General features: G+C 44.2%; 9 protein-coding genes. 6 read left to right on the top strand and 3 right to left on the bottom strand.

Features of this window, described 5'->3' with window-relative positions:
* Positions 1–18: 18 nt before the first annotated feature.
* From sov to HMPREF9304_RS04035, 5 genes are all read left to right on the top strand, one after another.
* Complete coding sequence (gene sov / locus HMPREF9304_RS04055) at positions 19–7,608, top strand: T9SS outer membrane translocon Sov/SprA (protein WP_036926694.1); 7,590 nt, start codon at positions 19–21, stop codon at positions 7,606–7,608.
* A 618-nt stretch (positions 7,609–8,226) separates the two neighbouring features.
* Positions 8,227–8,670, top strand: coding sequence for a PH domain-containing protein (locus HMPREF9304_RS04050; protein ID WP_036926692.1), 444 nt, complete (start codon positions 8,227–8,229; stop codon positions 8,668–8,670).
* On the top strand, positions 8,667–9,929 hold the full coding sequence (gene dacB / locus HMPREF9304_RS04045) for a D-alanyl-D-alanine carboxypeptidase/D-alanyl-D-alanine endopeptidase (protein ID WP_036926691.1): 1,263 nt from the start codon (positions 8,667–8,669) through the stop codon (positions 9,927–9,929). The genes HMPREF9304_RS04050 and dacB overlap by 4 nt, the downstream gene beginning before the upstream one ends.
* Positions 9,930–9,971: 42 nt before the next feature.
* On the top strand, positions 9,972–11,183 hold the full coding sequence (locus tag HMPREF9304_RS04040) for a mechanosensitive ion channel family protein (RefSeq protein WP_036926690.1): 1,212 nt from the start codon (positions 9,972–9,974) through the stop codon (positions 11,181–11,183).
* A gap of 81 nt (positions 11,184–11,264) precedes the next feature.
* Positions 11,265–12,506, top strand: coding sequence for a serpin family protein (locus HMPREF9304_RS04035; RefSeq protein ID WP_036926689.1), 1,242 nt, complete (start codon positions 11,265–11,267; stop codon positions 12,504–12,506).
* A gap of 103 nt (positions 12,507–12,609) precedes the next feature.
* On the opposite strand, the gene HMPREF9304_RS04030 is transcribed toward HMPREF9304_RS04035, so the two are convergent.
* The 3 genes from HMPREF9304_RS04030 to gdhA form a co-directional block, all read right to left on the bottom strand.
* Positions 12,610–13,467 (bottom strand): enoyl-ACP reductase FabI, encoded by an 858-nt coding sequence (locus tag HMPREF9304_RS04030; RefSeq protein WP_036926687.1) that lies wholly within the window; start codon positions 13,465–13,467, stop codon positions 12,610–12,612.
* 77 nt (positions 13,468–13,544) lie between these two features.
* Positions 13,545–14,069 carry a septal ring lytic transglycosylase RlpA family protein gene (locus HMPREF9304_RS04025; protein ID WP_231564462.1) on the bottom strand — a complete coding sequence of 175 codons (525 nt, stop codon included), beginning with the start codon at positions 14,067–14,069 and terminating at the stop codon, positions 13,545–13,547.
* Between the two features lie 76 nt (positions 14,070–14,145).
* Positions 14,146–15,483 carry an NADP-specific glutamate dehydrogenase gene (gdhA, locus tag HMPREF9304_RS04020; protein WP_036926686.1) on the bottom strand — a complete coding sequence of 446 codons (1,338 nt, stop codon included), beginning with the start codon at positions 15,481–15,483 and terminating at the stop codon, positions 14,146–14,148.
* Positions 15,484–15,795: 312 nt separating this feature from the next.
* Between gdhA and HMPREF9304_RS04015 the strand changes: the two genes are divergently transcribed.
* Complete coding sequence (locus HMPREF9304_RS04015) at positions 15,796–18,762, top strand: PEP/pyruvate-binding domain-containing protein (RefSeq protein ID WP_036926685.1); 2,967 nt, start codon at positions 15,796–15,798, stop codon at positions 18,760–18,762.
* Positions 18,763–19,014 lie beyond the last annotated feature (252 nt).

Raw genomic sequence — 19,014 nt, 5'->3', positions numbered from 1 at the left:
TGAGGACGCAGCGGAAGCATGGAGTTGAGAAGACGTATTTATAGTTTGCTGCTGGTGTTACTCGTCATGAGTATGGCGGGATATGCCTTTACTTTACCTTATTGGCAAGGTAGAGGTGTACAGCGTGTGCAACAACAGACTCCTCAAAAGCCTCAAAAACGAAACAAGAAAGATACCGTTCAGGTAAAGGTGCAGCCCGAAATCGAGGACGAAACCCATATACCCGATTCCCTATTACATCCAAGATGGAAAATACAGCGCACCACTCCTGTCATATTCGACGATTTAGAGGAAAGTCCTTTAGACTTAAAGCGTCCCAGAAACCTGAACCAAGACGTGGTTTATAATGACACGCTGAATCGGTATATCTTTGGTTCTAAGATAGGTAACTCTTGGGTGAATGCTCCTATTATGATGACTCCTCAAGAATATCGTAAGTGGAGTGAGCAACAACTCTTTAAGCAGTACTTTAGGACAAAGAATGCAGAAGTTTTCGAGAAAAAAGGAAAAGAGAAGTTCGACTTCACCGATATGCACTTTGATTTAGGACCAGCTGAGAAGATTTTTGGACCTGGAGGAGTGCGTATCAAGACACAAGGTACAGCAGAACTTAAGTTTGGTGGAACGATAAAAAAGATTGACAACCCCTCTTTGCCTATCCGAAACCGAAAGATGACCACAATGAACTTTGATGAAAAAATCAATCTGAACGTCAACGGTAGGGTTGGAGATAAGGTAAACATGAACTTGAACTACAACACTGACGCCACATTCGACTTTGATGCGCAGAACATGAAGTTGAAGTACGACGGCAAGGAGGATGAAATCATCAAACTGGTAGAAGCAGGTAACGTGTCGTTCCCCTCCAACTCGTCGCTCATTAAGGGTGCCAGTTCATTGTTCGGACTTCGTACCGATATGCAATTTGGTAAGCTAAAATTGCAGATGGTGGCATCACAAAAGAAATCATCTGACAAGACCGTATCTTCAAAAGGCGGCAAACAGTTTACGCCTTTTGAAATAAATGTGGCGAATTATGAAGAGAACAGACACTTCTTTTTGTCACAATATTTCCGCAAGCAATATGATGAAAACATGAAATCGTTACCCAACATCACTTCTGGGGTGAAAATTAACCGCATGGAGATATGGGTAACTAACAACTCGGGTGTGACGACGAACACTCGTAATATTATAGCCTTCACTGATTTGGGTGAGAATGAAAAGGTGTCAAATCCTTTATGGAACACCACCATGCAAAAGGTTCCGTCTAATCAGGCAAACAACGTATATTCTACCATCGTAAACACTTACGGCATTGTGCGTAATATCGACCAGGCTAACTCGGTATTAACATCTGCTGGATTGGTAGGAGGCGTGGACTATGAAAAGCTGGAACGAGCTCGTTTACTCAATCCTTCGGAATACAAAGTGAATACCGCCTTGGGCTATGTGTCGTTGAAAACTGGTCTGCAAACCGATCAAGTGTTAGCAGTGGCTTACGAATATACGTATGGGGGAACAACGTTTCAGGTGGGCGAGTTTGCCAGTGATGTGACCGATGTCAATGCCGCATTGTTCGTAAAGTCATTAAAAAATACCAGCAACAATCCACAGCAGGGCAACTGGGATTTGATGATGAAAAACGTCTATGAATTAGGTAATTCTATCGAGCGTGAGAAATTTAGATTAGATGTGAAGTATCAAAGCGATACAGCAGGCGTTTATCTTACTTACATCCCAGAAGCACAAGTGAAAAATCAACCTATCATAAGACTGTTAGGTGCTGACCGTTTGGACAATAACAACAAGGTGCACAGCAACGGTTATTTTGACTATGTAGAAGGATATACCGTGAGTGATGGGCGTGTGTTCTTTCCAAAGGTGGAACCTTTTGGAAGTTTTATCCTCAATTATCTTAGAGACAAGGGCGTTCAGCATCCAGAGAAATATGCCTTTACCGAACTGTATGATTCGACAAAGACGGTAGCCAAACAAATTGCCGAGAAGAATAAATACGTACTCATGGGGCAGTATCGAGGTTCAGCCGCTAATGTTATCTCTTTAGGGGCATACAATGTTCCTCAGGGTTCGGTCGTGGTAACGGCAGGAGGAGTGCGACTTACAGAGAATGCTGACTATTCTGTAGACTACGCAGCAGGTGAGGTCACCATCTTGAACAAAAGTATATTGGATGCGGGGACAAATGTCAATGTTTCTTTAGAGAGTAATACAGACTTTGCACAAGAACGCAAAACGATGTTTGGACTGAACTGGGAATACGATTTTAGCAAAGATTTTCAGTTGAGTGGTACTGTACAACATTTGTCTGAGCAGGCACTGACGAACAAGGTAAATATGGGAGCAGAACCGCTCAACAATACTCTTTGGGGGGTTAACCTCAATTGGAAAAAAGAAAGTCAGTGGCTCACAAGCCTGTTAGATAAAATACCTTTCTTGCATCTTACACAACCTTCGCACATTTCATTCAATGCCGAATTTGCACAACTCATCGCAGGTCAGAGCCACGGTACACAAGACAATGCATCATACTTAGACGACTTTGAGAATACAACTACAAAGATAGATGTTTCTACACCAACCTCGTGGGTCATGTCGAGCGTGCCTTCCATGTTCCCAGAGCATAGCGACAAGACCACTTTGCGTAGCGGATTTAACCGTTCGTTGCTGGCATGGTACACCATAGACCCTCTGTTTACTCGTCGTAGCAGTTCACTGACGCCCAGCCATATTAAAAGTGATTTGGAACAGTTGTCTAACCATTATGTGCGCGAGGTGTATGTGCGTGAGTTGTATCCCAAGCGAGATCAAAGCAGTTATAGTGGCGTTACCGCTACAATCCCTATCCTGAACTTGGCGTATTATCCTGCCGAACGAGGACCCTATAATTTCAATCCTGATCTTACTCCTGATGGTTTCCTGAACCATCCACAAGAGAAATGGGGAGGAATGATGCGAAAATTAGATTATAGCGACTTCGAAGCGTCCAACATTGAGTACATAGAATTTTGGATGCTCGACCCCTTTATCTATACCAGAAGAGACGGAACGGCTCATCAGTACGGTGGAGACTTTTATATCAATCTCGGAGAGGTGAGCGAAGATATATTGCACGATGGCAAGAAGTTTTATGAGAGCGGACTCCCCGTCGACGGAAGTCAAGCCTTTACGACTACGCAATGGGGTAAGGTACCTACGCAACCCAGCGTTACTTATGCCTTCGCAACGAGCAAGGGAGCAAGGGCTTTGCAGGATTTAGGGTTCAATGGATTGACCAATGAAGAAGAGAAAAACTTTGCCTCTTATCAAGATTTCTTACGTCAAATACAAGGAAAAGTAAACCCTGCTGTGTTTGAAGCCATTTTGAAAGATGTGGCAAACGATGATTATCATTATTTCCGTGGTCGCGATTATGATGAGATGCAAGCCTCTATTCTTCGTCGTTACAAATATATCAACAATCCGCAAGGCAATTCGCCCGATACAGAAAACCGTAGTGAGCGTTACGACACCTCTTATAAAAGTATGCCTGATGTGGAAGATATCAACCAAGATTATACTTTGAACGAATATGAGAAGTATTTTCAGTACCACATTTCTATTCGTCCAGAGGACTTGGTAGTGGGGCAAAATCACATTGTAGACAAGCGAGAAGCAGTTGCGCCTTTGCGTAACAAGAAAACAAACGAAAGGGTGACTTGGTATCAATTTCGCATTCCCATTCGTGACTTTGAGCGCCGATTTGGTTCCATCTCCGATTTTACCAGCATCCGCTTCATGCGTATGTTCTTAACAGGATTTGAGAAGCCCATCGTACTTCGCTTTGGTAGTCTTGACCTTGTACGTGGCGATTGGCGCATCTATCAGCAGCAACTCGACCCCTCTTCTGCCCAAACGGGTACGATGTCGGTGAGTTCAGTCAACATAGAGGAGAACAACGACAAGTTACCTGTCAACTATGTGTTGCCACCTGGCATCGTTCGAGCACAAGATCCAACCCAGCGACAGTTAGTAGAAGCGAACGAGCAGGCATTAGACTTGGTCGTTCAACATTTGGCAACAGGCGAATCGAAGGCGGTTTATAAAAACACGTCTGTCGACTTGCGGCAGTACAAGCGTATGCAAATGTTTGTGCATGCCAATGCTATGGAGCAGAACACCACCAATCTGCAAGACAATCAGTTGGCTGTCTTCGTGCGATTGGGGAACGATTACAAAAGCAATTACTATGAGTATGAAATACCGTTGCGATTAACAGCACCCGGTGTGTACGACCGTTATTCGCTTGCTTCGGTGCGAAAAGTTTGGCCCGAGGAGAATATGTTAGATATTCCGCTTACGGTATTTACGGAAGTAAAGAAAGAAAGAAACAAGGCGAAGGCGCAGGGACAAGCATCATACAATCGAGTATTTACCTCTTATGATGCAGAGCGTCCGAATAACAAGGTTAGCGTCATGGGCAATCCAACGCTTGGTGAAGTAAAGACGATGATGATTGGCGTACGCAACAAGTCGGGTGAGGTAAAATCGGGTGAGATATGGGTGAACGAACTCCGCCTATTGGAATACAGCAACGAAGGAGGCTGGGCAGCGCAAGGAAACTTAAATGTGCAGTTGTCTGATTTTGGTACTTTCAATGTGCAGGGACGTTACATGAGCGAAGGATTTGGCGGTTTGGAAGAGGGAGTGGACCAACGTTCTAAGGACGACTATCAAAACTACAGCGTCACAGCCAACCTTGAATTGGGCAAGTTCTTTCCTGATAAGGCAAAGGTGAGTGCGCCTTTGTATTACAGTAGACAGGAAGAACAAATAAGTCCAAAGTACAATCCACTTGATACGGACATGCGCTTGCAAGATGCTTTAGATGCCATGGGAAGTCAGCAGGAACGCGATTCTATACAAAGCATTGCTGTGACGAAAACCACCAACACCAACTTTTCACTGTCAAATGTGCGAGTTGGTATCCAAACCAAGCGTCACCCGATGCCCTACGACCCTGCCAATTTCTCGTTCTCGTATAGTCATGCTCACCGATATAGTACGGGAAAGACTACCGTTTACGAGAAAGAAGACAACTGGATGGGTAGCCTTTCTTACAATTGGTCTCCTGTCTACAAACCTTTAGAGCCATTCAAATTTATAAAAAGTCGTAGTAAATGGTACGATATCTTGAAGCGTTTTGGATTGAATTGGCTACCACAAAGTGTGGCATTCAACACAGATATGTCTCGTAACTATTATGAATTGCAAGAACGTGACATGCAAGATTTGGGCGGTTCACAACTCCCATTGACCTTCAATCAGCAGTTTATGTGGAACAGAGATTTTACGCTACGCTGGGATCTCACGAAGAATATACACATGAACTTTCAGAGTGCTACGCATGCAGAGATAGAAGAACCCTATACCCCTGTGAACAAAGACCTCTTCCCCGATAGATATTCGGCATGGAAAGACTCGGTTCGCACCAGCATTCGCAATCTTGGGACACCCTTAGACTATCAGCAACGATTCTCTTTGTCTTATCAGTTGCCACTCAATCTCATCCCTATTTTCGATTGGGTGCGAGCAGATGCCAACTATGCCGCTAACTATACGTGGGTGCGAGGCACAATGTTGGAAGATGGCACATCGTTAGGAAACACGGTGACCACCAATCGGAACATGAATCTGAATGGTAATTTTGACCTTCAGCGGTTGTATAATCATATTCCGTTCCTTAAGAAAACGAATGATAGATTTAATAAAGAGCCGCAACGTCGTCAGACAAGAGGCAGAAACTCGCGAATGGTGAAGCAAGATAAAAAACAATCCGCAGCACAGAAATCCACAGAGCAAGATGCCCAAGCTGAAGCCCAGAAACGTGCCTTGCCAAAGAACCAAAAAGGTTTCCAACAAGAAATAGTGCTGTTGCCCGATACCTTTATTACCGTGAAGCATGGTAAGCAAACCAAACGCCTGATAGTGTCGGCAAAGGCGGAGAATGGAAAATCTTACCCTCTTCGTTATCAAAAAATAGACAATAATACAATTCGCATCAAGAATAAGGTAGACTCTGCACTTCATCTAAAGATAACTGTGGCAGCAAAAGAGCCACTCGAAAACAAAGGGTGGTATAAGGCGGCTCAATCGGTGGCACGCCTGATGATGATGGTGCGTAGCGTGGGGTTGAGTTATCGCAACGACTATGCGTTGGCGTTACCCGGCTTTATGCCCATTGTTGGCGACGCCTTTGGACAAAACCGTACCCCCAGTGCGCTTTCACCCGGTCTTGATTTTGCCTTTGGCTTTGTAGACGATGGGTATATAGAGCGCGCTCGAGATTATGATTGGCTGTTGATGTCCGACTCAATAGCGACACCTGCCACCTCTAATCGTACCGAAGATTTGCAATTACGAATGACGTTAGAGCCAGTGCGCAACTTCAAAATCGACCTTCATGCCAGCAGAACCAAGACCATGGGAAAGAGTGTACAATACATGTACGAAGGAAATCCTACCGTTCTCAGTGGCAACTTTACCATGACCACCATCTCACTTCGCAGCGCATTCGAAGGAATGGGCAACGCTAACAATGGTTTTTATAGCCAGTCGTTCGTTGATTTCTGCCAGTCGTTAGAGGGCTTCCGTCATCGTGTGGAGGCACAATATCAGGGCGCTACCTATCCTCGTGGAACTTCCTTGGCTGGAGAAACATACAATGCTGCTAATGGTGGGGTGAACAAGTATGGCTCTGATGTGATGGTTCCTGCTTTCTTAAATACCTACACCAGTATGGGTGGACATTCTTTAGACCTCTTCCCAGCGATTACACGGTTGCTCCCTAACTGGACCATCCGCTATAGTGGACTGGGCAAGTTGCCATGGTTTCAAGATGTGTTCAAAAGTGTTACGTTGAATCATGCTTATAAAAGCGTCTTCGCCATTGGCTCTTTTAGTAGTTTTAGTACCTTCCAAGAATACATGAATGGATTGGGATTTATCACAGACCCCACTACGGCAGCTCCTATTCCCAGCAGCATATACAACATTTCGATGGTGAGTATCAACGAAGCTTTCTCTCCGTTACTCGGTGTGGACGTGACACTTCACAATAACCTTACCGCCAAGTTGGAGTATCGTTCTACGAGAGTGTTAAGTCTGAGTACAACCAGCGTGCAAATTAACGAAGCCATCAGTCGTGACTGGGTCTTGGGGTTGGCTTATCGAATCAATGACCTTCATCTTTTTGATAGTGGCAGAAATCGCAGAATGAGCCGCAACCGAAACAAGCAACAGCAGGCACAAACCACTACATCTACAAGTAACAGCACTACATCGAACCGAGGACTGAACCTTCGATTGGATTGTAGTTATCGCCGACAGGCAAGTATTAGTCGTGACATTGCCACCATGACAAGTATGGCAACGGGTGGAAATACGGCTTTTAAGTTCCAGTTCTCTGCCGATTATAATTTGTCTAAGCTCATGACGATGACGATGTATTATGATCAGCAAGTCAACAATCCGCTACTTTCGAGCAATAGTTATCCCACCACGACGCACGATTTTGGCATCAGTTTGAAGTTCAGTCTGACCCGATAAAAAATGTGAATTTTCTTGACAAACACTCTTCCATAGCTCGCATATTTGCGAAGACAAGTGCGTTCGTGCGTAAATACGCGAGAAATGGCGAATGTTGGTAATTGCTTGTAAGTCAGTTTGTTTGGTGAATTTCTCCGTATTTTAATGTTCTTTTTCTGCATTATTTTGGCTGTTAACCCATGGAGATTGCACCCTTAAAGCGTGCAAATAAGCCGCTTATTCGTTGTAGATAGCGGGCTTAACCCATTGAGTTATCACTAAAACCCATGTTTCACACACCAATTATCGTTGTTTTTCGAGTTTACAAACGTCTATTTTTTGCTGGAATGAGGAATTCAGAAGTGTTAAAAAACAGCCATTTTTTTTGACAATTATCGTTGTCGTTGAATGGCGTTTTTCTTTATGATTTGAACCAAAATGCGTACCATGAATAAAAATCTATGTTTGTGAAAGTATCATAAAGTACCAACAAGAAGCACTCAACCATAAATAATTTTGTAAATTTGCAACAAATAACTCTCCATTTATTCTGCTTGACTTCGTTGATTCAACCTTGTATCATCGCTTTTGAGCGCAGCAGGTAGTAGCAAGATGAGTACTATAAAACCGTAACAAGATATGTCGCAACGCACATTTCATCATCGATTAACTTTGGGTTCCCTGTGTGGATTAGTGCTGTTTTCCCTGTTGGTCATTTATTTGTTTTGGATAAAACAGGCCTTACTGGGACTCTTTGTTGTCATTGTTATTGTTGGAATGATAGAGCGTATATTACATACCACCTACACCTTTATACGTATCAAACCCTTTGATAGGGATGAAGAAATGGAATTTTTGCTCATCAATAGAGGTCGTTTTTCGACAAAGCAACAAGTTGCTTTATGTGATGTCGTGAAATGTGTACCTATGCGAAACAATTTTGGGCTTTCGCATTACCTACTCATTAAGTATGGTGCAGATAGGTTGATTGCCGTTCAGCCACAACAAGAGCAGGCTTTTATGGACGAATTGATGAAGCGACAGCAAGCAGAGGATGCGTCTTTTGCACATAAACATTCATGAAGATAATTAAGAATTTACTGTGTTTGGCAGTCTTGGGCTTATGGCAGCCTGCTCCAGCACAAACAGAAATAATACATCAGATAACAGCCCCAGATTCGTTGACACTGATATCAGTGCCAGTGGATACGGCATCTGTTGTTGCGCCAACCATTACTTGGCAACAGAAAGTGCAGACAAGGTTGGAGCAATTGTTGCAAAGCAAGTTGCTTGAAACCTCGCAATTAGGTTTAGCGGTATATGACCTAACAGCCGACAGTGTGCTTTATAAGTACCATGAGCGGCAACATTTGCGACCTGCCAGTACGATGAAACTCATAACAGCCATTGCAGCCTTGGATCAGTTGGGAGGTGATTATGAGCTTAAAACGGAGCTTTATTATACAGGAAGCATTGAAAATCGGACGCTGAAAGGTGATATCTATTGTGTTGGAGGCTTTGACCCTTTGTTCGATAAAGAGGATATGCAAGCCTTTGCAACCTGCGTGCAGGAACTTGGTATTGACACCATTCGTGGTACACTGTATGCAGACAAGGGCATGAAGGACCTTAACTTGTTGGGCGAAGGTTGGTGTTGGGATGATGACAACCCCGTGTTGTCGCCCCTACTGTATCGCCGTAAAGACCATTTCATGGCAGAGCTTGAGCGTAGGTTGCGAGACTCAGGCATACAAGTAGAGGCTTTTAGTACTACAGGCTCATGTCCTGCGAATGCGCAACGTCTTTGCTTGCGAACACATTCTATCGATCAGGTGTTACTGCCTATGGTGAAAAAGAGTGACAACCTATGTGCGGAGGCTTTGTTCTATCAGTTGCCAGGGGGAGAACGCCAACAAAGAAGGACAGCGAAAGATGCAAGCAATGTCGTCAAACGGTTGATAAAAAAGGTGGGCTTAAATCCTTCGACTTATAAAATTGCTGATGGTAGCGGACTTTCGTTATACAATTACCTGAGCGCAGAATTGTTAATAGAATTCTTGAAATATGCGCATCGCCAGCCTCGTATTTATAACCACTTGCTACCAACACTTCCTGTGGCAGGAGTAGATGGGACGTTGAGCGACCGAATGAGGGATGCGGATACCCGTGGCAAGGTGTGGGCAAAGACAGGAACGGTGACAGGAGTGAGTAGTTTGGCAGGTTATTGTCAGGCTCCAAACGGGCATCTGTTGTGCTTTGCCATTATCAATCAGGGGGTGATGCACGGAAAGAATGCCCATAGGTTTCAGGACAAAGTATGTGAAGCTTTGTGTTTGCCTTGAGAGATAACTAACGATCATTATTCATGAATAAACAATAAAATCATGTGGGATATAACAGAAACAATGGAGCAAGTACGCATTGTCGTAGAGAAATTGATACAGATGTGTGGAATTACAGGTGTGGCAGTGCCCGTAGTGCGGTATGTGTCGCTGTCGTTGGCAGCGATTTTCTTTTCTTGGCTCAGTTATATTGTTGCCAAGAAACTGTTGATTCCAATCATCAATAGGCTCACGGCACGAACTAAAGCCACGTGGGACGATGTGCTGTTCAACCGCGATGTGCTGCTCAAAGTTTGTGCTATCGTTCCTGCGATAGTCATTTACAAACTCTTGCCGTTGGTGTTCTATGAAGCACCGTTTGTTCAAGAAATGCTCAATCGGCTCACCAGCATCTACATCACCGTAGCTTCGGTGCAATTGGCGATTGCCATTATCAATTCTTTTCGTCATCTTGAGACAACAGAAAGTTCGAGTAGACAGCAATATATGCAATCGTTCTGCGGTGTATTGAAGATTGTTGCCATCTTCATCGGTGTCATCGTGGTGGTTGCATTGGTGATAGACAAGAGTCCAATGAAGCTGTTTGCCGGACTGGGTGCTACCTCTGCCGTGCTGATGTTGGTGTTTAAGGACACCATCGAGGGTCTGGTAGCGGGCATACGTCTTACCAGTAACGACATGATTCGGCGTGGTGACTGGATTACAGTGCCGTCGACAACCGTGGATGGTGAGGTGATGGAGATGACGCTTACCACGGTAAAGGTGCAGAATTTTGACAACACTATTGTGACGGTGTCGCCCAAGACGTTGGTCGATGGGTCGTTCCAAAACTGGAAAGGCATGCAGGAAAGTGGAGGAAGACGTGTGAAGCGACTGGTTTATTTCGACTTCCTGTCCATCAAACCAGCATCGCAGGAGCTGAAGGATATGTGTCAGGAGAAGGGATTTCTGACGACGCAGGAATTGAAAGGCGACCTTACAAACTTGGGCTTGTATCGCAAGTATATGGAAAACTGGCTCAAACAATCGCCCGAAGTGAATACAGAACTCACTTGTATGGTGCGCCAGTTAGAGGCTACGAACACAGGGTTGCCCATCGAGTTTTACTTCTTCTTGAGCAACAAGGAATGGATTGTCTACGAACATAACTTGGCTGAAATCATGGAATGGGCGTACACTATGGCGCCAGTGTTTGGTTTGCATATCTACGAACGTACTTCTGCAATGCCTCAAGTCAAGCAGCTGTTGGGATAAAAAATAAAAATAAATTGTAAATCGGTGCAAGATTTCATTGTTTTCGTCATTCTATGAGTAGATAACTAAAACAAAATAGATATGATAAAACATTTTTTTCCTTTAATCGGTGTATGTTGTTTATCAATTGGCATGCTGACATCGTGTAGTGAAGATGAACCTGTTGCACCAAACATTAAGTATAATCCGGGAACCGTGAAACTAACAGCAGCGCAGCAAGCGCAAGTAGAAAACAGCAATGAGTTTGCTTGGAAGTTCTTCAAAGAGGTGTCGAAAGGTGAGCAGGAAGACGTGTTCGTCTCGCCGCTGAGCGTGACCTATGCACTCGGCATGCTTGCCAATGGAGCGGTAGGAGATACGCAGAAAGAAATCTTGGAGGGTCTTGAGTTCCGTTCAGGCAAGGTGCAAGACATCAATTCTCTTTGCCATCAGCTCATGATAGAATCGCCAAAATTGGACAAGTCTACCAAGGTTTCCATGGCGAATGCTGTGGTTGCGAATGAAAATAAACCTCTGAAGCCAGACTTTAAGAATGTGGTTGAAAAGCAATATCAAGCGCTTGTAACCAATCAAGACTTTAGTTCGCCGGCCACTTTGTCGTTTATCAACCAGTGGGCGAGTGAACAAACGCACGGTATGGTGCCGCAATTGTTGGATCGTGTCCATCCAGATGCGGTTACCTATCTACTCAATGCGTTGTATTTCAAAGGTATTTGGTATCACAAGTTTGATAAAAAGCGTACGCAGCAAGAATCGTTTACGCTGGCGGATGGCAAAAAGTTGTCGGTGAAGATGATGCATCAGAAAGAGCGATTCTTTGCTGCTGAGAACGACAATTATCAGACCGTGGTGCTTCCTTACGGCAATGGATCGTACGAAATGGTGGTGCTTTTGCCTCGTGAGGGAAAGGATTTGTCGAGCTTGTTGCAGACCATGGATGCCAAAAAGTGGAAAGACAACCTGAAGAACACGTATAGCAGTAAGGTTGATTTGAAGCTTCCACGCTTCACATCTGCATACACTCGTGAGTTGAACGACGTGTTGAAGTTGTTAGGAATGAATATAATGTTCGACCGTGGAAAGGCCGATTTGACAAAAATGTCAGTGGCAAAAGCTTTCGTTTCCAAGGTTTTGCAGAAGGCAAAGATTGAGGTTGATGAGGATGGCTCAAAGGCAGCAGCCGTCACGGTGGTTGAGACGCTTGATGCAGCTACACCCCCTTCTCGTCCTATTATGTTCCATGCCAACCGTCCTTTCATGTATGCCATTGTTGAACATAGTACGGGTACCATCTTTTTCATGGGTACTTATCAAGGCAAGTAAACGGTTTTTGGACCGTTGGTAGATTGCTCTTTCAGCTGAAGAAATAAAAAGGGGCGACGTTACATCGGTAGCGTCGCCCTTATAATTGATTGTTATGACGTGTTTATCCGTAGATAATTTTTCCGTTTTCGTCTTTATATTCATCTAATCCTTTCTCGTAAGTAGCCATGGCGCGCAGGCTCATACCCACGTTAGAGAAACCACCATCGTGATAAAGGTTCTGCATGGTGACCTTCTTAGTGAGGTCAGAAAACATCACGATGCAATAGTTGGCGCATTCATCAGCAGAGGCATTGCCCAGTGGAGACATGCGGTTAGCAAAATCGAAGAGCTTATCCATACCTTTTATGCCTTGTCCTGCGGTGGTGAGAGTAGGCGATTGTGAGATGGTGTTGATACGTACATGCTTCTCTCGTCCGTAGATATAGCCAAAGCTACGCGCGATACTTTCCAACAAAGCCTTGGCATCTGCCATGTCATTGTAGCCATAGAAAGTACGTTGTGCAGCTACATAAGTGAGGGCGACAATAGATCCATATTCGTTAATGGCATCAAGTTTCTTGGCGCACTGTATCATTTTATGGAATGAAACGGCTGACACGTCCAATGTCGTGTCCAGCATCTTATAATCCAAATCGTCGTAAGTACGATGCTTACGAACGTTGGGTGACATACCAATAGAGTGCAATACAAAATCTATTTTACCTCCCAGAATCTCCACGGACTGCTTGAACACATTCTCTAAGTCTTCTACATTGGTGGCATCTGCGGGTATTACTTCGCAATGAAGTTTTTCAGATAATGCACTTACCGTACCCATTCTCACTGCCACAGGCGTGTTTGAAAGCGTAATCTTCGCACCTTCTTCCACGGCTCTCTCAGCCACTTTCCACGCAATTGACTGTTCGTTGAGGGCACCAAATACGATACCTCTCTTTCCTGATAATAAGTTGTTGCTCATATTTTCTATTTAAAAGAACGCGGCAAAGGTACAGAAAATAATTGAAAATAATGTTCTATTGCCGTGAAAGCTGGTCATTATTTCTTTTTTGTCTTCGTGTTAGACGGTTGCTTTTGCTTCTTTTTATCTTCTGTGGCAGATTGCTTTCGCTGTTTTGTCAGCTGTAATTTTGTTTTACTTGCATTGATAGACTGTTGTCGGGTCCATGCATCAATAAAATTATCTTCACCGCTGGTGATGTCAAACTCAAGTTCAGGTAACTCCCGTTTTTCTTTTGAGCGGTATGGTATGTGGATAATATCAGCAGAATCTATACGCTCCACGGTGACCATGGCAACCCCTTTCCCTATAATACCTATTTCTTTTGCAGCCCTATAGGACAAGTCTATGATTCTACCCTTTACGTGTGGACCACGATCCGTTACTCTGACAATGACGTTTTTCTTGTTACTTGGATTTGTAACTCTTAATAATGTTCCAAACGGATGCGTGCGATGAGCGCACGTCATGCTATCATGGTGAACTCTTTCCCCACTGGCTGTACGTGCTCCTGTGGAACGCTTAGAATAAAAAGTAGCTTTACCTTTCTGGGTTTGAGCCATCAGAAAGGTAAAGCTTACCATTATATTTAACAATAAAATACTTTTTTTGTGAAATATCACTATGATGTATTTTAGTTTATACTATGCCTTGTTCCAACATTGCTTGTGCCACTTTCATGAAGCCAGCAACGTTAGCTCCCTTGACATAATTGATATATCCATTAGACTCTGTGCCATACTTCACGCACTGTTCGTGGATAGAGTGCATGATGTAGTGCAACTTCTCGTCTACTTCTGCCTCGCTCCAAGTGAGTCGGATAGAGTTTTGAGTCATCTCCAAACCAGAGGTAGCAACACCACCAGCATTGACAGCTTTACCTGGTGCAAAGAGTTGTTGAGCTGCAACAAACTTATCAACAGCCTCAGCGGTACATCCCATGTTACTTACTTCTGCAACACAGAGAGGTTTGTGAGCTAAGATCTTGTCTGCATCTTCACCGTCCAATTCGTTTTGAGTAGCACATGTCAAGTAAATGTCGGCTTTTTGCTCCCATGGTTTCTTGCCTTCATGGAATTCAGAGCCTTTGAATTTATCTGCGTATGGTTTGCAAACGTCATTACCGCTGGCACGTAATTCGAGCATATAAGCAATCTTTTCGCCACTAATGCCATTTGGATCGTAGATGTAACCGTCAGGACCACTAATAGTAATCACCTTTCCGCCCAATTCTGTAGCTTTGAGAGCAGCACCCCATGCTACGTTACCGAAACCACTGATAGCTACGGTCTTGCCCTTGATGTCAATATTGCGTGTCTGCAACATTTGGTTCACAAAGTACAATGCGCCAAAACCTGTTGCCTCTGGACGAATGCGTGAACCACCATATTGCAAGCCTTTACCTGTAAGAACGCCTTCCCAGCGACCTACTAACTTCTTGTACTGGCCAAACAAATAACCAATTTCACGTCCGCCAACACCAATATCACCAGCAGGAACGTCAGTGCTCGGGCCGATATATTTGTAAAGTTCAGACATGAAAGATTGGCAGAATCTCATTACTTCTGCATCACTTCTTCCACGAATAGAGAAGTCGGAACCACCTTTGGCACCACCCATAGGCAATGTAGTCAATGCGTTTTTGAAGGTTTGTTCAAAGCCCAAGAACTTCATAATAGATAAGTTCACAGATGGGTGGAAACGCAATCCGCCTTTGTACGGGCCAATAGCGCCGTTGAATTGTACGCGGTAACCAATGTTAACATGTACTTCTCCTTGGTCGTCTACCCATGGTACACGGAACATAATGATGCGCTCTGGCTCAACAATGCGCTCTATAATTTTTGCTTTTTCAAATTCAGGATGCTCGTTGTACACGTCCTTTACGGATATAAGCACCTCTTTGACAGCTTGTAAATACTCGGATTCGCCTGGATGTTTTTTCTCCAGGTCTTGCATGATTTTGTCAATTTCCATAGTAGAATTTATTTAATTAGTTGGTTATACTTGTCACGGATATTATCCAAGACGTGGCAAATATAGTTTTTTTATAAATAACCACCAAATATATAAGGATAAATTCTAATTTCAATGTTTATAAATGTGAAAACTCATGAACTTACACCTTATTATATATCTTTACGAGGGAAAGATGAAAGTTCGTTGGATATTTGTGAATATACTTTGTTTTTTCTACATTTGTCGTGTCGATATTGTCCAATCAAAGACGGACCTGTATTTTGGAAACCTCTTTCATTTGGTTAGTTCTTACTTCTTGAAAAAACATTTATGAGCGATTCTGTGCCTTCTCAATGGCGTAATTTCTTATTGAAGGATGTGACTTTTGTCAACCTCATGATGAGACGTATTTATAATGTCTTAATCGTTGCCAACCCCTATGATGCCTTCATGTTGGAAGATGACGGCAGAGTAGAGGAGAAAATTTTCAACGAATATATGGAATTGGGTTTACGCTATCCGCCCACCTTTACACAGGTGAGCACCACGGAAGAGGCGACCCGCATTCTTCAGTCCACGCCGATAGACCTGGTGATATGTATGCCAGGAACCGCTGACGATGACGCTTTTACCGTGGCACGCAATATTAAAGACGCCTTTCCTGATATTCATTGCATCGTTCTCACGCCTTTTTCGCACGGCATTACCCGTAGGATGGAGAACGAAGACCTGAGCATTTTCGATTATGTCTTTTGTTGGTTGGGCAACACAAATCTCATTATGTCCATCATCAAGCTGATGGAAGACAAGATGAACTTGGAACACGATATCACCGAAGGGGGCGTACAAATGATATTGCTGGTGGAGGACAGCATTCGCTTTTACAGTTCTATACTGCCCAATCTGTACAGTTACATATTGGTGCAGAACAAGCATTTGTCCTTTGAGGCATTGAATCGACATGCTGCTACGTTGCGCATGCGCGGTCGTCCAAAGGTAGTTTTGGCACGAACCTATGAGGAAGCGATGGATTATTACAATCGTTTTGCGGACAATATATTAGGCGTTATCAGCGATGCCCGTTATCCTAAAGGCGGAGTGAAAGACCCCGAAGCGGGCTTAAAACTGTTGCGTGAGATTCGCAAGCGCAACCCTTATCTGCCTTTAGTGGTGGAAAGTTCGGAGTCAAGCAATCGGGAAAAGACCGAAAGGGAGGGCTTCCGCTTTGTCGACAAGAACTCGAAGATGATGGGAATAGACCTCCGTCATATCTTTGAAGAGCACATGGGCTTTGGTGATTTCATCTTTAGAGACCCGCACACCCGTCAGGAAATCATGCGCGTGCATTCGCTCAAGGAGCTGCAAGACAACATTTTTAAGATACCAGATGATTCGTTTCGCTTCCATGTCTCGCGCAATCACATGAGTCGTTGGCTTAGCGCACGCTCAATATTTCCCATCTCCGAGTTTCTTAAAAACATCACTTGGGACAAGTTGCAAGATTTGCAAGCGCATCGGCAAATCATCTTCGATGCCATTGTGCAATATCGCAAGATGAAGAACATTGGCGTGGTAGCGGTGTTCGACCGATTGAAATTCGACCAATATGCCCATTTTGCGCGTATTGGTGAAGGCTCGTTGGGCGGAAAAGGGCGCGGCCTTGCTTTCTTAGACCATATCATCAAGATGCATCCCGACTTTAATCAGTACGAAGGAGTGAAAGTGCAAATCCCAAAAACGCTGGTGCTTTGTACAGATTTGTTCGACCAATTCATGGACGAGAACAATCTTTATGACGTTGCTTTGAGCGATGCGACAGACGAAGAGATACTGCACAGCTTCTTGAAAGCCAAGTTGCCAGAGCGTCTGCGCGACGACTTTATCACGTTTTTCGATGCCACCAAGAGTCCGATCGCCATTCGTTCCAGTTCTTTGTTAGAAGACTCGCATTATCAACCTTTTGCTGGAATCTATTCCACTTACATGATTCCTTCGCTTGATGACAAGCAGTTGATGCTCCAAATGTTGGCCTGTGCCATCAAGGGCGTGTATGCATCGGTGTTCTATCATGATTCCAAGGCTTACATGACAGCTACCCGCAACCTTATCGATCAAGAAAAAATGGCGGTCATCCTGCAAGAAGTGGTGGGCAAGCAGTATGGCACGCACTTTTATCCCAAGATAAGTGGGGTGCTACGCTCACTGAATTATTATCCCATTGGCAACGAAAAGGCCGAGGAGGGCATTGCCTCTTTGGCATTGGGATTGGGCAAGTACATCGTAGATGGCGGTCAAACTTTGCGTGTGTCTCCTTATCATCCTCATCATGTCTTGCAAACCAGTGAACTGGAAAAGGCGTTGCGCGAGACACAAACGCAATTCTATGCCCTCGACACGGCTCACGTGGGACAGGATTTCCAGGTAGACGATGGTTTCAATATCCTCAAGTTAGGTGTCAAGTCAGCCGAGACAGATGGCTCCCTGCAATACATTGCGTCTACTTACGACCCATACAATCAGATAATGAGGGATGGACTGTACGACGGAGGGCGCAAGGTGATATCTTTCTGCAATGTGCTGCAACACGATGTGTTCCCTTTGGCACCCATCATGCAAATGGCGATGAACTATGGTGCGGAGAGCATGCGGTGCCCCGTAGAAATAGAGTTTGCCTGTGATATCAATGCCGATAGGACAGGGGAGTTTTACTTATTGCAAATCCGTCCCATTGTCGATTCCAAGCAAATGCTCGATGAGGATATTGTCGCCATTGCCGATGAACGGTGTCTGTTGCGTTCGCACAACTCGTTAGGGCATGGCATCATGGACGATGTTTGTGATGTTGTTTATGTAAAAACCAACGCTTCTTTCACAGCGAAGAATAATCCTGTGATTGTAGGGGAGATAGAAAAGCTCAATGAGCAGTTCTTATCTCGTGGTCAAGGCTATGTGTTGATAGGTCCTGGGCGCTGGGGGTCGAGCGACCCTTGGTTGGGCATTCCAGTAAAGTGGCCACAAATTAGCGGTGCAAAGGTTATTGTCGAGACGACATTAAACAACTACCGTATCGACCCAAGTCAAGGGACGCACTTCTTCCAAAACCTCACCAGTTTTGGTGTGGGCTATTTTACGATTGATGAGGTGGGTGGCAGTGGCTTGTTCAGGCAAGATCTTTTGGATGCCATGCCAGCTGTCGAAGAAACCACTTATGTTCGCCATGTTCGGTTTGATGCCCCATTGCGTATTTTGATGGACGGTCAGAAGCAAGAGGGAGTGGTACTCTTTCCTTCAACATAGAAAACGGCTTGGCGGATCGTGGGGAATAAAGCCCTATGTTCATCACAGATCTTTCATTGACGAAAGGTGTTTTGTTGTGAAAAACAATCTTTGCTCTTTTGCATCAATTGTTGTGCAACAATTCTTCTTCAATGAAAGAGCTGCGTCTTTTAAGCCATGTCATTTTTGGTCAACCAATCCATTGTTTTTGTCTTATTATTTTACCAAAAAACGGCCATCTAAAATCTTCAAAATAGAAAAAATCAATAGGCA

The organism is Hoylesella timonensis S9-PR14 (assembly GCF_000762405.1).
Classification (GTDB): Bacteria; Bacteroidota; Bacteroidia; order Bacteroidales; family Bacteroidaceae; genus Prevotella; species Prevotella timonensis_A.
The sequence above is the reverse complement of the archived record's forward strand: the minus strand, read 5'-3'. Positions and strand labels throughout refer to the sequence as shown.

Coding starts and splice junctions, on each gene's coding strand:
- dacB (WP_036926691.1), top strand. CDS start 8,667: ATGAAGATAATTAAGAATTTACTGTGTTTGGCAGTCTTGGGCTTATGG.
- HMPREF9304_RS04050 (WP_036926692.1), top strand. CDS start 8,227: ATGTCGCAACGCACATTTCATCATCGATTAACTTTGGGTTCCCTGTGT.
- HMPREF9304_RS04025 (WP_231564462.1), bottom strand. CDS start 14,069: ATGGCTCAAACCCAGAAAGGTAAAGCTACTTTTTATTCTAAGCGTTCC.
- gdhA (WP_036926686.1), bottom strand. CDS start 15,483: ATGGAAATTGACAAAATCATGCAAGACCTGGAGAAAAAACATCCAGGC.
- sov (WP_036926694.1), top strand. CDS start 19: ATGGAGTTGAGAAGACGTATTTATAGTTTGCTGCTGGTGTTACTCGTC.
- HMPREF9304_RS04015 (WP_036926685.1), top strand. CDS start 15,796: ATGAGCGATTCTGTGCCTTCTCAATGGCGTAATTTCTTATTGAAGGAT.
- HMPREF9304_RS04040 (WP_036926690.1), top strand. CDS start 9,972: ATGTGGGATATAACAGAAACAATGGAGCAAGTACGCATTGTCGTAGAG.
- HMPREF9304_RS04035 (WP_036926689.1), top strand. CDS start 11,265: ATGATAAAACATTTTTTTCCTTTAATCGGTGTATGTTGTTTATCAATT.
- HMPREF9304_RS04030 (WP_036926687.1), bottom strand. CDS start 13,467: ATGAGCAACAACTTATTATCAGGAAAGAGAGGTATCGTATTTGGTGCC.